At 43.1% G+C, this 16424-nt stretch carries 15 protein-coding genes; 12 read left to right on the top strand and 3 right to left on the bottom strand.

Going from position 1 to position 16424, the window contains the following annotated elements; genetic code table 11:
• The first annotated feature begins 55 nt into the window (after nt 1-55).
• On the top strand, nt 56-565 hold the full coding sequence (locus Q0590_RS19130; protein WP_302039197.1) for a hypothetical protein: 510 nt from the start codon (nt 56-58) through the stop codon (nt 563-565).
• A complete protein-coding gene (locus Q0590_RS19125) occupies nt 562-1299 on the top strand; it encodes a serine hydrolase domain-containing protein (protein WP_366970457.1) in 738 nt (245 codons plus the stop codon). The genes Q0590_RS19130 and Q0590_RS19125 overlap by 4 nt, the downstream gene beginning before the upstream one ends.
• A gap of 260 nt (nt 1300-1559) precedes the next feature.
• On the opposite strand, the gene Q0590_RS19120 is transcribed toward Q0590_RS19125, so the two are convergent.
• Nucleotides 1560-3857 carry a T9SS type A sorting domain-containing protein gene (locus Q0590_RS19120; RefSeq protein WP_302039196.1) on the bottom strand — a complete coding sequence of 766 codons (2298 nt, stop codon included), beginning with the start codon at nt 3855-3857 and terminating at the stop codon, nt 1560-1562.
• 390 nt (nt 3858-4247) lie between these two features.
• Between Q0590_RS19120 and Q0590_RS19115 the strand changes: the two genes are divergently transcribed.
• Both Q0590_RS19115 and Q0590_RS19110 read left to right on the top strand, forming a co-directional pair.
• On the top strand, nt 4248-5636 hold the full coding sequence (locus Q0590_RS19115; RefSeq protein ID WP_366970454.1) for a sensor histidine kinase: 1389 nt from the start codon (nt 4248-4250) through the stop codon (nt 5634-5636).
• Nucleotides 5602-6012, top strand: a complete 411-nt coding sequence (locus Q0590_RS19110; RefSeq protein WP_302039194.1) for a response regulator — start codon at nt 5602-5604, stop codon at nt 6010-6012. The genes Q0590_RS19115 and Q0590_RS19110 overlap by 35 nt, the downstream gene beginning before the upstream one ends.
• Before the next feature lie 443 nt (nt 6013-6455).
• Here the strand turns inward: Q0590_RS19110 and Q0590_RS19105 are convergent, their stop codons facing one another.
• Nucleotides 6456-7115 carry a Crp/Fnr family transcriptional regulator gene (locus Q0590_RS19105; protein WP_302039193.1) on the bottom strand — a complete coding sequence of 220 codons (660 nt, stop codon included), beginning with the start codon at nt 7113-7115 and terminating at the stop codon, nt 6456-6458.
• Between the two features lie 215 nt (nt 7116-7330).
• On the opposite strand from Q0590_RS19105, the gene Q0590_RS19100 reads away from it, so the two are divergent.
• The 7 genes from Q0590_RS19100 (at nt 7331) to Q0590_RS19075 (ending at nt 11418) form a co-directional block, all read left to right on the top strand.
• On the top strand, nt 7331-8131 hold the full coding sequence (locus Q0590_RS19100; protein ID WP_302039192.1) for a sulfite exporter TauE/SafE family protein: 801 nt from the start codon (nt 7331-7333) through the stop codon (nt 8129-8131).
• A 48-nt stretch (nt 8132-8179) separates the two neighbouring features.
• Complete coding sequence (locus tag Q0590_RS19095; protein WP_366970453.1) at nt 8180-9289, top strand: MBL fold metallo-hydrolase; 1110 nt, start codon at nt 8180-8182, stop codon at nt 9287-9289.
• Nucleotides 9259-9525 carry a rhodanese-like domain-containing protein gene (locus Q0590_RS37555; protein WP_366970456.1) on the top strand — a complete coding sequence of 89 codons (267 nt, stop codon included), beginning with the start codon at nt 9259-9261 and terminating at the stop codon, nt 9523-9525. Before Q0590_RS19095 ends, Q0590_RS37555 begins: the two co-directional genes overlap by 31 nt.
• 89 nt (nt 9526-9614) lie before the next feature.
• Entirely contained in the window at nt 9615-9758 is a 144-nt protein-coding gene (locus Q0590_RS19090; protein ID WP_302039191.1) for a DUF302 domain-containing protein, read from the top strand.
• Nucleotides 9759-9790: 32 nt separating this feature from the next.
• A complete protein-coding gene (locus tag Q0590_RS19085) occupies nt 9791-10132 on the top strand; it encodes a rhodanese-like domain-containing protein (protein WP_302039190.1) in 342 nt (113 codons plus the stop codon).
• Between the two features lie 132 nt (nt 10133-10264).
• On the top strand, nt 10265-10843 hold the full coding sequence (locus Q0590_RS19080; RefSeq protein ID WP_302039189.1) for a YeeE/YedE family protein: 579 nt from the start codon (nt 10265-10267) through the stop codon (nt 10841-10843).
• A gap of 62 nt (nt 10844-10905) precedes the next feature.
• Complete coding sequence (locus tag Q0590_RS19075) at nt 10906-11418, top strand: DUF6691 family protein (RefSeq protein ID WP_302039188.1); 513 nt, start codon at nt 10906-10908, stop codon at nt 11416-11418.
• 205 nt (nt 11419-11623) lie between these two features.
• Here the strand turns inward: Q0590_RS19075 and Q0590_RS19070 are convergent, their stop codons facing one another.
• Nucleotides 11624-12994 (bottom strand): Gfo/Idh/MocA family protein, encoded by a 1371-nt coding sequence (locus Q0590_RS19070; RefSeq protein ID WP_302039187.1) that lies wholly within the window; start codon nt 12992-12994, stop codon nt 11624-11626.
• A 424-nt stretch (nt 12995-13418) separates the two neighbouring features.
• On the opposite strand from Q0590_RS19070, the gene Q0590_RS19065 reads away from it, so the two are divergent.
• Entirely contained in the window at nt 13419-16403 is a 2985-nt protein-coding gene (locus Q0590_RS19065) for a SusC/RagA family TonB-linked outer membrane protein (protein WP_302039186.1), read from the top strand.
• Nucleotides 16404-16424 lie beyond the last annotated feature (21 nt).

Here is a 16424-nt window from a genome sequence, read left to right as displayed (position 1 = left end):
GAAAGGATTAGTGCCTTATAGGATTTAAGTGCATTTTTAACTTCTTTCGTAGCGTATGACAGACATAAAAAAATCGCCTTACACAGCATCTCCAACATCAAAACGTATTCAGATACGGCAGCTAACACTGCCGTATCTGTTTTGCTTGCTTCTGCTGCTTACGTTACCCACGTGTACTACTAAAAACACAACTAATGCAAGCATCAATCAAGGTAGCCTTGCTGAAAAACCATACTATCCACCCAAAGGAACTAACTGGCAACACCGTAGCCCCACTACCCTCGGGATGGATTCCATACTATTGAATGAAGCAATACAGTTTGCCCAGGCGAATGAAACTACCCAAATGCCGCGTGATTTTTCTACGCAGGAAGAAATATTCGGAAAATTGCTGGGACCTATGCCTAGCGAAAGAGGAGGTACCAATGGCCTCATTATTCGCCATGGATATATCGTAGCAGAATGGGGCGATACCCAAAAACCTGAACCTACCTATAGTGTCGCCAAAAGTTTTCTTTCCACCCTTCTTGGGCTTACGCTGGATAGGAAGATGATAAAAATATAACAGACCCGGTAGGCAACTATATACAGGATGGAGGTTATGATTCTGAACAGAACAAAAAAGTTACCTGGGAGCATCATGTCAGGCAAACATCTGAATGGGAAGGAGAACTGTGGGGGAAAAAACATGACTTTGTAGGCAGAGAGGCTTTTGGCCGGGGTGAAAGGCAACCCAGAGCCTTACAGGAACCAGGCACTTTTTATGAATACAACGATGTTCGCATTAACCGGTTTGCATTATCCTTGTTACGCTTATGGGAAAAACCGCTGCCGTCCGTTTTGAAGCAGGAAATCATGGACCCTATTGGTGCGTCTGATACCTGGCAATATGTACCCTATCACAATTCTGTAGTAGAAATTAATGGGAAGCCTATGCCCTCTGTGAGTGGGGGCACCAGGTGGGGTGGGGGATTGTGGATCAATAGCCGGGATGAGGCCCGGTTTGGGTATTTGTTTTTACGGCAGGGGAAGTGGGAAGGTAAACAGCTTATTTCTGAAGAATGGGTAAAGAAGGCTACGACCAGAGGAGGCCCAGGCCCGGATTATGGCTATTTGTGGTGGCTGAACACGGAAAAGAAAGCATGGCCAGATGTGCCCGCAACAAGCTATGCAGCCATAGGAGCAGGATCTAACATTATATGGATTGATCCGGAACATGATTTAGTGGTGGTATGGCGGTGGCACAATGGCAATCCTAATGAATTATTTAAGCGTATCCTATCAGCCATTCAACCTTAAGACAGCTTATAATGTAATTTCAATTTGCATCTACCTTTCGGTTGAAGGCAATCCATTTTCTTGTGCTAGGTTGGTTGGATGCTTATTCGAGAATCCTAACCTGATTCCCTAGCTGCTGACAACAGACTTCGAAAAAAAGGTCTTATACAATCAATAGAATACTAAGAGTAACAGTAGCTTGCTTAACGGACTATACATTTGTCAGAAATTGCGGCTAAAGAGTAGTAAGAAAATTACCCTTTAGCCACCTTTCCTCATTATCAATTCTTAAATACTTTAATAGAACTGCTTTTGCCCTGTTTGTCCATTAGTTTGAGCAGATAAACTCCTTTTAGTAGCGGAACGCCTGTTACATCTATCTCCAGGAATTGATTTTTTACTTCTTTGCTGGATTCAAGCAGCGTGTTTCCTACAAGGTCCTGCAAAGTTAAGGTAACTTCTCCTTGCCATTCTTCCAGCTCCAGCGTAAGCCTGTCAGCAAAAGGATTCGGATAAGCTTTAAAAGTGGTTTCTATGAAAGAGGAAGCCAAGGCGTTAGTGTTTGCCGGTGAGCGTTTAGTAGAGAGTGGTTGAATGATCACATAATTAATTTTCGTATTCTGGCCACCATCCGCATCAATAGTAAGTAGGCCATCGGTAACCGTAACCTGAACCGCTGCCTGGTTGAAGCGGCTTACACTTCCGGCTGGGCCGGTAGGTAAAAATCTATTGATTACCCGTACTCCCTCTACATTAATGGAATGATATTCTTCATTAAAATACCATACCGACCCATCTCCCACAGAGACTGTAACCTGATATTCCCCATTTTCAAGGGCCACTTCCCAATACGCTTCTACAGGTGTCCCCTTAAAATTCAGGACATCATTTCCCTGCATATGCATCAGGCCAGCCAGCAAGGAGTCTGCCGGTAATGGCCGCTGCCGTCCATTGCCGGGAGATGGGCCGCCTACAGATAAATCTACCGGCAGTCCATCTTGCTTCCTTTTCCAGCCGTAAAACCAAGTTTCTGGTTTACCTGCCGGTAGTTTACGTCCAAAAGGTAAGCCATAATCCTGTACCCATCCCAGAGGTGCTTGGGTGTTTTTATCTCCAAAATTAACCTTCATCAGCGGGGGTATAGTTGTTTCAGCGGTAGTTGTTACCAGCCAGTAATCATAACTTCCATTTCCTTCCGCAGATTTATGTTCACTTTTGGGGGAAGTAGAGTGGCCTGCCAGCACATAGCTTCCTGTGCCCGTCTGCGCAAGTCCAAACAACTGGTCATCTGCCGTTCCACCAAAAGCAATGTCCCAGAGCTTCATCCCATCTTTGCTTACCTTTACTAGCCAGTAATCATTCCCTCCCTGGTTTTTTACTGTTTTATCAGCCCCTATTTCTGAATCTGAACTGCCTCCTAATAAATAATGCCCATCTTCGTCTTCTGCTAATACATTCAGATCATCATTTAACATACCTCCAAAGCGTTTATCCCACAGTTTATTTCCCATTGTATCTGTTTTTACTAACCAGTAATCCCATCCACCATGGCTATTCTGGGTTTTATCGCCTCCCATTGCTGAGTTGGATATACCTGCTATTAGGTAATTTCCATCACTTGTCTGAATTACCTGTGCGGGAAAATCCGACTGGCTACCACCAAAGCGTCTGTCCCATAGCTTATCACCGTTGGTATCTATTTTTATTAGCCAATAATCCCAGCCTTGGCGGCTATCTTCGCTTTTGTCGCCCCCTACTCCTGAATAAGAGGTACCTGCCAGTAAGTATCCATTGTTGACAGCAATTACAGAACTTAAAAAATCGGCCTCACTTCCTCCATAGCGTATATTCCATTGCATGGTACCGGTGCTATCTATTTTTACAACCCAGTAATCTTCTGCTCCTCTGCCCTCCTGTGTTTTATCTCCACTTCTATCCGAAGAAGAGTTACCAGCCAGTAGAAAGCCTGCATCTTCTGTCTGAATAACTGACCGTAAGATATCGGTACCATTCCCGCCAAAATGCCGGTCCCACAGTTTATTGCCCATACTATCTATTTTCACTACCCAATAATCCAGTTCTCCCCGGTTGGCCTGGGTGCTTTCTCCTCCAATGCCTGAGGCTGAGTAGCCACCGAGTAAATAGCCTCCATCTGCACTCTGCACAATTGACGTAAGAATATCGTCTTTACTTCCTCCATAGCGTTTATCCCATTGTTTTTGGCCATTTCTATCCGTTTTAACAAGCCAGTAATCATGGCCTCCGCGGCTGGCTTGTGTTTTATCGCCACTTATGCCTGAAGCAGAATAGCCTGAAAGCAAATAGCCGCCATCAGTCGTACGAAGCATCGTTGAAAGATAATCAGCCTCATTGCCTCCCAGGGTTTGATCCCACATCTTGGAGGGTATTGACCTAGTACTACTTTGCTGGGCTTGCACAGGGAGCCAATTTAGCAGCATGCAAAGAAACACCGAAAATAAAGTAACTTGCCAGGTGAAGCCAATTGCCTTGATAACCACGGAAAGCTGAAAAAGGTCTTGTTCGTAAGGTAATCTGCTAGCGTATAAATTTTTTTTCATGGTAGGTAGGTTGTTTGTTGTGTGACATATCGGGTTAACTAAACTTTCTTTAAACAATCTTCAGCAGCATACATAGCCGGGCTATACTTCAATAGTTAGTATTACATACTGCCTCTGCAATGTTCACGGATTTGAGGGTGTAAAACATACGAGCTAGCTAAAGGGTTGGATTGATGAATAAAAAATATATTGAAAGCCTGAAAGGGATGCATCTAACAACGGGAGAAATGATGAAAAACAGGAGAAATCCCTGAAAAAATACCCATTCCCGCAAGCAGAAGTTCTTTTAGTTGAGATATAGACAGGAATAAACAGGTAGGCAAACTAAAACAATTGAATTTACATTGAACCTAAAGGCTATTTTTCATTTATTTGTGTAAAGAAAGTTATATGAAATGGTGGCTAGCTTATAAGAAGCTTGTGGAAAATAATACCTTCCGAAGTGCACAATATGAAATGAGAGCACTTTCCTTTTGGAGGGATAAGCTTTTTACCAATATAATCCTCTACCTGTTACCTATTAGCTTTTTGGCCTTACTTCCGGGCATAGTCATGTCTTTTATCGGACAAATTCCATTACTAGCATTATTTGATGTAATGGCTGTTTTGTGTTTTGCCTTTATCACCTTGCATCCCACCCTGAGTCTGTATGCGCGCAAAGTAATTCTTGTTATCTGCCTGTATCTGCTCTCAATTATTTTGCTTATATATCTTGGTTCATTTGGCCCAGGCTTACTTTACCTATTGGCCCTTACCATCTTTATTTCGCTGATCTTTCCTATAAAGTTTGCCTTTTGGTCGGTAGCTGGCAATCTGGTAATTTGTATACTTTTTTCTTTGTTAATTCAATTTAGCCTGATTGATGCTTCTATCATTCAGCATTATACACTTGGCTCATGGATAGCTGTCAGTTCAAACCTGGTCATACTTAGTGCGGTAATTGTAGCCTCCATTCACTTATTATTTAATGGTTTGCAAACAACCATTGTAAAGGAATTTTCTTTGCAAAATCAATTAAAGGAGGAAAGTCAAGCGCTTGAACGGATGCTTCAAAAGATGGAGGCAAAAAATGCAGAGCTCGAGCAATTTGCTTACATTGCTTCTCATGATCTTCAGGAGCCATTAGCTACAATTTTGAGTGTGGTCGCTTTATTGGACAAGCAATACAAAGAAAAGCTTGATGTAAATGCCCTAAGGTATCTGGGCTTTCTTTCTCAGGCTTCTTCCCGTATGCAAGCCTTAATCACGGGACTGTTAGAATATTCCCGGATAGGGAAAGAAACGGAACTAGAGTTAGTCGATTGCAACCAACTTCTTCATCAGGTCTTGACTGAGTGTGCTGAACAGATTAAAGAGAATAATGCAGCTATTTCAAGCGATTTCCTGCCAACCTTTTATGCATACAGGGCAGAACTTAAACTACTGTTTGAAAATTTACTAAGCAATGCGCTCAAGTTCCGCAAATCTGAGCTTAGCCCGCAAATTACTGTAAAAGCAACCGAGGAACAGGATAAGTATCTATTTTTAGTGAGAGATAATGGAATAGGAATAGAGAAGAAGTTTATTCAAAAAATTTTTATCATTTTTCAGCAATTGCATGCTAAGTCAAAGTATGCCGGCATAGGAATAGGACTGGCGCAATGCAAGAAAATTGCAGAGCTACATGGCGGAAAAATCTGGGTAGATTCTATACCCAAGCAGGGGAGTACCTTTTATTTTACTATATCCAAGGATTTTACTAGTTATGGCAATACAATTAAAGCAAATACTGCTCATTGATGATGACAGCATTACTAATTTTTTGCACAAAAATGTTTTAGAGGAAGCACAAGTTGCCCAGCACATTGGAGTAGCAGAAACAGCCATTGAAGCACTGGAGCTATTGGAATGTCCGGGTGTGGAGAAATGTAATGCGCCAGAGTTGATATTTCTCGATTTGAATATGCCCGGGTTAACAGGCTGGGATTTTATTGAAGAATATAAAAAAACCAAAGAACGCTACTCTAATGAAAGCATAATTGTGGTATTAACTACTTCTGTAAACCCGGATGATAACAAAAAGGCCAGTCAGCTAAGAGAGGTGGCTGAATTCAGGAAAAAGCCTATGACAATAAATATGGTCACTGAAATAATGCAGAAGTATTTTACTTCCTGATCCAAAATTTCCCTATGGAGAGATTAATGCGCTGAAGAAATAAACAAAGCATGTACGCCCGAATTTGTTGGCCAAGGTACTAGGAAAATAACTGGTAACGGCTTTGGGAAGGCCAAAAACCACAATAAAGGAGAGTAGCACTCATCCAGCAAAGAGGTTGAATTCCTGTTCTATCCATTGGCAATGGTGTTTTTTTCAGTCCGATCATGCCCCCTACAAAAGCATTGATAATCACCGGCAGGCTACATTGCTGCCACTTCTTCTGTAAACCTAGTATAGTATGCTTTGTGTGTCTAACAGACCACTTATTTTTCTGTTGCTTTGCCAAATTGTATTAAGCCTGCCCCGGAATGGTTGATGTAGGAATATTGTTCTGCCTCCGTGAATTTGTAAAGTAAGTTTTCTAGTGGGGGATAGTAACCAGAATGATAATTAAGAACAGGTTAACGCCGCTTCATAAATGCTTCTATATCATCCCTCACGTATACTTTGTTTCTGCCGAGTTCGATGAGTTTGGTTTTTTCCAGTTGTTTCATAAGCCTGGAAATAACTTCCCGGGAGGTACTCAGTTCACTGGCTATTTCCTGATGCGTGATGGATAATTCGTTTGTTTTTAATTGCTTTGCCTTAGTAATTAGGTAGTTCAGTAAGCGCTCATCCATCTTCTTAAAAGCAACCGCATCTAAAGCATTTAATAATTCTTGAAACCTGGTTTGATAAGTCAGTGCTACAAAATCTTTCCATTGCCGGTACTCATTGGTCCAGATTTCATGCAGCCCCAAAGGTATGCCTATTACGTTGGTTTTTTCTTCTGCCACTGCCTTAATGTCGCTTTTTTGTAAGTTGCTACAGCAGGTAAGTGTAAGGGCACAGCTATCGCCTGCATCCAGGTAATACAAAAATAGCTCCCGGCCTTCTGAATCTACCCGCATTACTTTAATGGAACCTTGCAGAATCAAAGGCACCATTTTAATGTAATGGCCTGGTTCCATAAGAGATTCGCCTGCATTTAGTTCATAGATTTTTCCATGCTTACTAATAGCTTCCAGCAAGTTAGGGTCAGTAATAGCCGGTAAATAGGCTTTTAATTCTTGTACGTCCATGTGTGAGCTTTTCTTATAAAAGGAATAGAACAACTTTAAAGTTCTCGTTTCCCTGTACTAGGTTTGTCCGTGTGAGGTTGAGGAGAAACGTATCTAAACGATTCAGTTTTTATCCCCTACCACTCCTCCATATTGTATACTTCGAAAGCTGTGTAACAATTGTCACTGACTTCCTTGGTTGGAGGGTCTACCTTTGCAGCAGTTAAACTTACCTAATGACTGCTTTGGAAATAATAGGATATGCTGCATCGGTTATGATCGGTCTGAGCCTTGGCCTGATAGGGGGCGGAGGCTCTATATTAACGGTTCCAGTATTAGTGTACTTACTGGGAGTAAATCCGGTACTGGCTACGGCTTACTCTCTGTTTGTAGTAGGGGCCACTTCGCTGGTAGGTTCTTTCTCGTTTATGAAGAGAAAACTCGTAGACTACCGGACGGCCCTGGTGTTTGCCCTGCCTTCTTTTATCTCGGTGTTTCTTACCCGTAAATACCTGGTGCCGGCCATTCCAGACCCAGTGTTTACCCTCGGCAGCTTCGAAGTGACAAAAAGTATAGCCATCATGGTGTTTTTTGCCCTGGTTATGGTAGCTGCTTCTATCTCTATGATTCGGAGTAAACGGAAGGAAGAGGAAACAAGTGGGGAAATCAAATATAACTATCCACTCATTGGGGTAGAAGGCGCATTGGTAGGCGTACTCACCGGAATTGTTGGTGCAGGCGGTGGATTTCTGATCATTCCGGCATTGGTGATAGTAGCCAGATTACCTATGAAGATGGCCGTAGGTACATCGCTGCTCATCATTGCGGCAAAATCCCTGGTAGGATTTTTAGGAGATATTAGCAACCAGCCAATCAACTGGACATTCATGCTCCTATTTACGGCTTTATCAGTAGGAGGCATCTTTATTGGAAGCTACTTATCTACTAAAATTAATTCAGATCACTTAAAAAGAGGGTTTGGCTGGTTTGTACTGCTGATGGGTTTTTATATTATGTTGAAAGAACTGGTTATGTAAACTTTTCTCAGATCAATAGGTAACGAACGTTTAAACTAAAGACACACCATGAAAATACAACAATTTGAAGATAAAGGGCTTGCGCATTTTTCGTATGCCATTTTAAGTGAAAGCGAATCGCAAATTATTCTGATCGATCCTGCCCGTGACCCCAGACCATATTATGCCTATGCCGGGGAAAACGGCGCTAAAATTATAGGAGTGATCGAAACACACCCACATGCAGATTTTGTTAGCGCACATCTGGAAATTCATCAGCTTACTGGCGCTACTATTTATACCAGTGCTTTGGCTGGAGCCGATTACCCGCATCACGCATTTGATGAAGGCGATGTGATAAGCTTTGGGAAAATCAAGTTAAAGGCACTAAATACCCCAGGCCACTCTCCGGATGGTATCAGCATTGTGCTGGAACACCAGGGAAAAGATAAAGCGGTATTTACCGGCGATACCCTGTTTATTGGCGATGTAGGCAGACCAGACCTGCGGGAAAATGTAGGAAATATGAAAGCCAAACGGGAAGAACTAGCCAGGCAACTGTATCAGAGTACCCGCAATAAACTCATGAAATTAGCAGATGAAGTAGTGATGTATCCGGCGCACGGGTCAGGTTCACTTTGCGGTAAATCCTTAAGCGAGGCCCATAGCAGCACCATTGGTGAGGAAAAGGTAAGTAATTATGCTTTGCAGCCTATGTCAGAAGAGGCGTTTGTAAAGGTGCTTCTGGAAGATCAGCCTTTTATACCGAAATATTTTGAATACAATGTAGCCTTAAATAAGCAAGGAGCACCGGAATATGAGCAGAGCATGAAAGCAGTCAGACGCTTAGAAGATAACTTCACACCGGAAGAAGGAGCCATTGTAGTAGATGCCAGAGGGCAGCAGGAGTTTAAATCATCCCACCTGAAAGGAGCCATCAATATACAGAACGGCGCTAAGTTCGAAACCTGGCTGGGAAGCATCGTGAGCCCACAGGAAGCATGGTATTTAATAGCCGGCTCTGACAAAGAGCTGAATGAGCTACTGAGGAAAGCGGCCAAAATAGGCTATGAACTTACCCTGAAAGGTGCCTTTGTGTACACTAGTAAAGCCGGAGAACAATCTGCCTTTTTTGATAAAAAACCTTTCTGGCAGCACCAGATACATTTACCATTGTAGATATCCGCAATGAAAGTGAGACGAAAGCAGGGAAATTTTTCAAACAGGCCATTAGCATACCCTTGCCAGAGCTTCGGGAAAGGGCGAAAGAAATTCCGGTAGACAAGCCTATTGTGGTGCATTGTGCCGGTGGCTACCGCTCTGCTGCCGGCAGCAGCATTCTGGAGGCAGTTCTGGATACAAAGGCGGAAGTACTGGATATGAGCGAAGCAGTTAATGAACTAAAAAAATCCTGATGGGCGCTTAATAGCTATTCTCAAGTCATTAGCTAATAAACAGGCATACCCTTACAGACAAAGACCATGAGCTACCACTTTACCAAAAAATGTCTCCTTTTTTTGAGGAGGCTATCAATAAAGTTACCAGGGAAATAACAAAAGAAGGCTTTGGCAATATTTCGGAGATTGATCTGAAAGAAAAGTTCAAAAAGAAGCCCGGTTGTGCCAGGCCATCTTTGTATAGAAAGTAACAGAATCATTCACATAAAAACAGTTATACACTATGTTTAATTTATTTAAGAATAACCCAGCTACCAGTTATACAAATGTTTCAGCTGCAGAATTTAAGCAACTGCAGGAAGATAAAAATGCCCTCGTGCTGGATGTGCGGACAGCAGGAGAAGTTGCCGGAGGCAAAATAAAAGAAGCCAGAAATATAGATATGCTGAGTGGCAGTTTTGATAAACAGCTACAAGAGCTGGACAAATCTAAAACCTACCTGCTGTATTGCAGAAATGGCAACCGCAGTGCACAAGCCGCCAGTAAAATGGCAAGTATGGGGTTTGATAAAGTATATAATCTTAAAGGAGGTATTGCTTCCTGGCCGTATGAGCAAACAAGGTAAGGGTTTGATGAGTCATCCATAAAAGAAACATCCTTGCCAGATCAAGCGGTGACAAACGCCGTAGACAGGTGGAACCTGAATGTAGGCGTAAATTTTAAGTTGTAACAACAAAGATTAATAGTAATACTACGCATGGAACAATTGATAGAAATTCTAAAACAGCCCTGGCCATGGTACGTTGCCGGGCCACTTATTGGACTTACCGTACCCCTTTTACTTTTGCTAGGTAATAAATCCTTTGGTATATCTTCTTCACTGCGGCACATTTGTGCAGCCTGTGTGCCAGCCAGGATCCCATTCTTTACCTATAACTGGCGCAAGGAAACCTGGAACCTGGTATTTGTAGCCGGTATTCTCATTGGAGGATTTATCGCTGCCACTTTCTTTGCTAATCCGGAAGCTGTTACGGTGGCCGCATCTACCCAGGAAGACCTGAAAGCCTTAGGTATCACAAACTTTACACAGCTACTGCCTGAAGAAATATTTACCTGGGATAACCTGTTTACACGCAAAGGTCTGGTATTCTTTGTGCTTGGTGGATTGCTGATAGGGTTTAGTACCCGCTATGCCGGTGGATGCACCAGTGGGCATTCCATTATGGGATTAAGCAACTTACAATGGCCATCTCTGATTGCCACCATAGCCTTTATGGCCGGCGGCTTTACCATGACTCATCTGCTGCTGCCTTACCTTATGGCATGGGTGCAATAAGTTGATGCTCTAAATAAGACAAGCAAAAAATAGGTAGAAATAAATATAGATTCAAATAAAAAATGGCAATAAATAAAGAGCAACTACAGATAAAAGAACCAGTAAAAACTGCCCAACCTTTTGTGTGCGATGCACCCAATGAACAAAAGTATGGAGATAGCCCTCAGGGATTGCTAAAGTATCTGATAGTAGGTATTGTGTTTGGGATAGTGTTTACCAAAGCAGAGATTATTTCCTGGTTTAGAATACAGGAAATGTTCCGCTTACAATCCTTTTTTATGTATGGCGTAATCGGGTCTGCTATCCTGGTAGGAATGCTGTCGGTACAACTCATTAAACGGTTTAATATTAAAACGATACAAGGCGAAAAAGTGGTACTGCACAATAAGGAGTTTAAAAAAGGTCAGATCATCGGAGGGTTTATCTTTGGCTTAGGCTGGGCAATCACAGGCGCCTGTCCGGGACCTATCTTTGCCCAGATTGGCAGTGGCTTTTCTGTGGTTATAGTCACTCTGCTAAGCGCCATAGCCGGTACCTGGCTTTATGGAAAATTTAGTCATAAACTCCCCAACTAAAACTGCATATAGTTATATATACGTAAGGCCAGTAAGGCATGAAGAAAAATAACCATCGTTTCAGCAATTCAATTCCTGAAACGATGGTTGCTTGCTAAGCACCAGCTAGCTTATGGCTGCCTGATTATTCCTAAAACCTCTTATATCAGATAAGCTGATTTTTTCATTTCGTAACAAAGAATGTTGGCCTTTTATATAAGACACCTCAAACCACATGTTTTTTATAGATGGTTCCCCAAGGTTCCCTCATGGCGCGGGATAGTAATTGATTAGCTGCGAAATTATTAATAAACCGTTCGTTGTCAGGGTCCCAGTCCAGATCCTGGCCCAGCATCATGGCAATATTGCCCAGATGTGAAATAGTAATTGACCGGTGCCCTACTTCTGCCGGGGCTATAGGTTGTTTTCGTGACAGGATACAATCGATAAAGTTCCGGTAATGATTTTCGCTTTTATAAAGCTGCTCTTCTCCATCTCCAATGACGGTGTCTTGCAATTTTGCAGGGAAAACTTTATGTTCTCCCCGGGTTGCCCATACTTCCCCCTCCGTTCCTTTAAAAGTAACTCCAGAAATTTTATCACTTTGCACAACCAGCGTGACTCCGTTTTTATAGATGCATTCAAAATAAAACTGGGTAGCCGTATTCCAGATAGGATGCGTAGACCAGATGGCTTTGGCATGACGGATCTTAACCGGCCCGGTATTGTCGGTATTCATGCCCCACTGGGCAATATCCGGATGATGGCCTCCCCAATCGGTTACCATTCCCCCGGAGTAGTCTAATATCCATCTATAATTGACATGTGTCCGGGAAGGGCTGTAAGGAGCTTCTGGTGCAGGGCCCAGCCACAGATCGTAATCAAAATCCTTGGGTACAGGTATGGTCTCCGTTAACTGCCCTGTCTTTCCAAAATCTGGTGTGCCTCCCGGTAGGCCACAAATTACGGTTTTTAGTTCGCCTATTCTACCATTCCGTACCAGTTCACATACGCGTCTAAAGTTAGGATCGGAGCGTTGTTGGCTTCCTGTCTGAAAAACAATATTGTATTTTTTGGCGGCATTACTCATGGCCCTTCCTTCGGCTATGGTAAGGGAAAGGGGTTTCTGGCAGTATATATCCTTGCCTGCGGCAGCGGCCATTAGTACTGGAATAGAGTGCCAGTGATCCGGGGTAACTACTTCTACCGCATCAATCTCTTTCCGGCTGAGTACTTCCCGAAAGTCTACATATCCTTTAGCAGCTTTATACTTTTTTCCGTATTTCTGGCTATAGAAGTCATCTACTTTTCTGATAATAAAATCCCGGCCACCTACTTTTCCATCCCAATAGCCAGTGCTTTCTTTATTGACATCACAAATGCTTGTAATCTGTACCCGTTCATCATTTAAGAATCCCTTCACATCGTTCTCCGCTTGGTTGCCAGCCCCTATGAAAGCAAGATTGATCCTGTCGGAGGGAGCAGTATATCCATTTTTGCCCAAGGCAGAGGCGGGAATAATGGTGGGTACAGCAAATACGGCAGAAACGGCTGTGCCTGCCTTTTTTAAGAATGATCTTCGGGTAGTGTTTTTCATAGGTGAATATGCTTAATCCTCTCACAGGAGTAGGGAATAGGTCAGACAATATATACTTCTTCTTACAAACAACAACCATTTTTTGAATTATCGCTTAGCCATACAAGCCAGGGAAACTGCAGTTTTTACAATACTAGTTAACTATGGCAGTTAGTTAACCGGATTATTAGCACATTTATTTACACAGCAGCGCCTGTTCAAAGTTTGAGGTTGATTTTTCCCGCAATTCTCCTTTCTTATCGTTACTCACATGTACGCAACCATGGCTTAAGGCCTCTGTAAACCCAGGGCAAGATGAGTACACCCTCTACGTGGGCGGATTTAAAATATGCTGGATCGAAATTACACTTTTTTGTTAAATTTTAAAATTATTCTAAGATAATCACTATGTTTAGCTAACTATTTCATTATAACAAAAACCTATATGAACCAAAGATTACATCATCTCAAATGGTTGCTCCTGTGGCTGCTACTGCCAGTAACAGGGATGGCACAATTCACCGCTACCGGTACAATAACCGACAAGCGTACCAACGAGCCTGTCATAGGCGCCACGGTTTTGGTGAAAGGCACTACTACAGGCACAGTCACAAACATTGACGGAAATTTTAGTATCGCTGTGCCAACACAGTCTGCTACACTCGCGGTAAGCTATGTAGGGTATCTCTCAGCAGAAGTGCCGGTCAACTCCAGTTCCGGTACATTGGCTATTCAACTGGAAGAAGATATCACCAGGCTGGAAGAAGTAGTGGTATCCGGATTAGCCTCTTCTGTAAAAAGATCCAATTTGGCCAATGCTGTAGCTACGGTATCTGCCAGGGAACTAACCGGCATTACTAATCCTCAAACCCTGGATGGGGCACTGTATGGAAAGCTTACCGGGGCAAACATTGTTGCCAATTCTGGTGCTCCAGGTGGCGGTATTTCTATGAAACTGAGAGGCATTAGTACCATTATTGGGTCATCGGAGCCTTTGTATATTGTGGATGGGGTATATATGGATAATTCGGCTATTTCCTCCGGTATAAATGTGGTTACTGCGGCTTCCAGGGCATCAGGAGCTACGTCCACCCAGGATAACCCGGCCAACCGGATTGCTGACCTAAATCCTTCGGATATTGAGAATATTGAGGTATTGAAAGGCCCTTCGGCGGCTGCCATTTATGGAGCCAGAGCCAATGCTGGCGTGGTACTTATTACAACAAAGCGGGGTCGGGAAGGAAAAACAAGTGTTTCGTTTAACCAGGATATTGGTTTTGCTTCGGCTTTGAATTTATTGGGCATGCGAGATTATACCGATGAACGGGTACGCACTTCCTTTAATGAAGCTGAACTTGCCAGGTTTCAGGCCGCCAGAAGTGCAGGCCGCTTAATAGATTATGAAAAGGAGCTGTATGGAGAGAAAGGCTTACTTATAAACAGCCGCATTAGTGTATCTGGTGGTACGGATAAAACAAAGTTTTTCGTTTCCGGCACACTGCAAGATGAAGAAGGGATTATCAAAAACACTGGCTTTGAACGGAAAACCATCCGGGCAAACATAGATCATAAAATCTCCAAGGTGTTCGATTTTTCCATTAATACAAATTATATCAATTCTTCCACAGACAGAGGCGTTACTAATAATGACAATGCTGGTATTTCCTATGGCGTAGCCTTAAGTTCTACCGTACCCTGGGCAGAGCTTTTTCCGGATGAAAGGGGTGTATATCCGAACAATCCATATGCTGCTTCTAACTTCCTGCAAACCCGCGATTTGTCTACCATTAATGAGGAAGTTAACCGCTTTCTGGGAGGCGGAAGTCTGAATATTAATTTGCTGCGCAGAAGTAATTCGTTGCTGCGTGTATTGCTGCGCGGCGGCTTTGACTATTATAATCTGTCGTCTACCTTATATTTTCCGGAAGAACTGCAATGGCAGCAATCTGGGCTTACAGCAACCAATGGCCTGTATTCCAGAGGAAGTGGCCTTGCCTTTAATACCAATGCCTCTGCGTTTCTTCTATTCAATACCTCCTTGGCAGGCATTGACCTTACCTCACAACTGGGAATGACCCGCTTATCATTCCGCAACGACCGCATAAATACCTTTGCTACCCAACTGATTCCTGGACAGCAAAATCTGGAACAGGCAGGGGCTACCCAGGTATTTAACCGTTCGCTGGAAAGCCAGGACATTGGCTATGTATTTCAGCAGGAGGCAAATTTTCAGGATAAAATTATTGCTACCGCAGGTATACGCTTTGATAAGTCGAACATGATCGGCGATCCGAATGCCCTTTTTGCTTTTCCAAAAGTCTCGTTGGCTGTAAATCTGGCTAATTTTGATTTCTGGACCATGGAGACAGTTAACATGCTAAAATTACGGGCAGCCTATGGAGAAGCCGGGGGTATACCAAGTGCCAACCCAGTTTCGCTGCAAGCTCCTAAATTTACAGTAATGGTGCCAAGCAATATCTCAGGCGAAACCGGGCTAGTGATTGGCGTTACCCAGGGAAAAGCAGATATTCTGCCTGAACGGTCAAAAGAGCTGGAAACAGGTATAGATGTAGGCTTATTCGATAATAAGGTATCACTAGAAGCTACCTATTACATAAAGACTGTAGACGACCTGATTCTTTTAGCCAATCTGCCTACCTCTACTGGCTTTACCAACCAATATGCCAACGTGGGCACCTTGCGTAACAATGGAATAGAACTATCGTTAGGGGTAGCACCAGTAAATACAGATGCCATCCGGTGGAATACCAAAACCAATTTCTGGGTTAACCGGGCCGAAATAACACGCCTGGATGTAGCGCCGTTTAATCTGGGCGGCTTTTCCAACGCATTAGGTTCTTTCCGGATTGAACAAGGAAAATCAGCTACACAAATTGTGGGGGTAGTGCCAGAAGGAGGTCTTGCACAGATTGGCGATGCCACGCCAAAGTTTCAGCTCTCGTTTTATAACGACATTACCTTCCTGAAAAATTTTCAGTTTTCTATGTTATGGCACTGGAAGCAAGGTGGCCAGAATATTAACCTTACGCAGTTGTTAACTGACCTGGGCCAGACCAGCTTCGATTTTGATAACGACGACAATGGAAATGGCATAGTTAACGGGGTAGAAAGAACCAATACACTGGGCTCCGATACACGCGTATGGGTACAAAACTCAAGTTATGTGAAGTTGCGCGAAGTAGCTCTCTATTATACCATACCCGGCACCGTTACCAAAAGCTTTTCTATGGGAGCCATAGAAGGTATACGGCTTGGGGTATCCGGAAATAACCTGCTGTTGTTCTCCAATTACAATAGCTATGATCCGGAGGTTTCTAACTTTGGTAACAATGGAATTTCTACCGGTGTAGAAGTAACTCCTTTCCCTTCCTCCAGAAGAATTTTCTTTCACCTGGGCGTAAATTTTTAATGGCCTATCTAACTGTTTCAC

The sequence above is a fragment of the Rhodocytophaga aerolata genome, from assembly GCF_030503435.1.
GTDB lineage: Bacteria > Bacteroidota > Bacteroidia > Cytophagales > 172606-1 > Rhodocytophaga > Rhodocytophaga aerolata.
The sequence above is the reverse complement of the archived record's forward strand: the minus strand, read 5'-3'. Positions and strand labels throughout refer to the sequence as shown.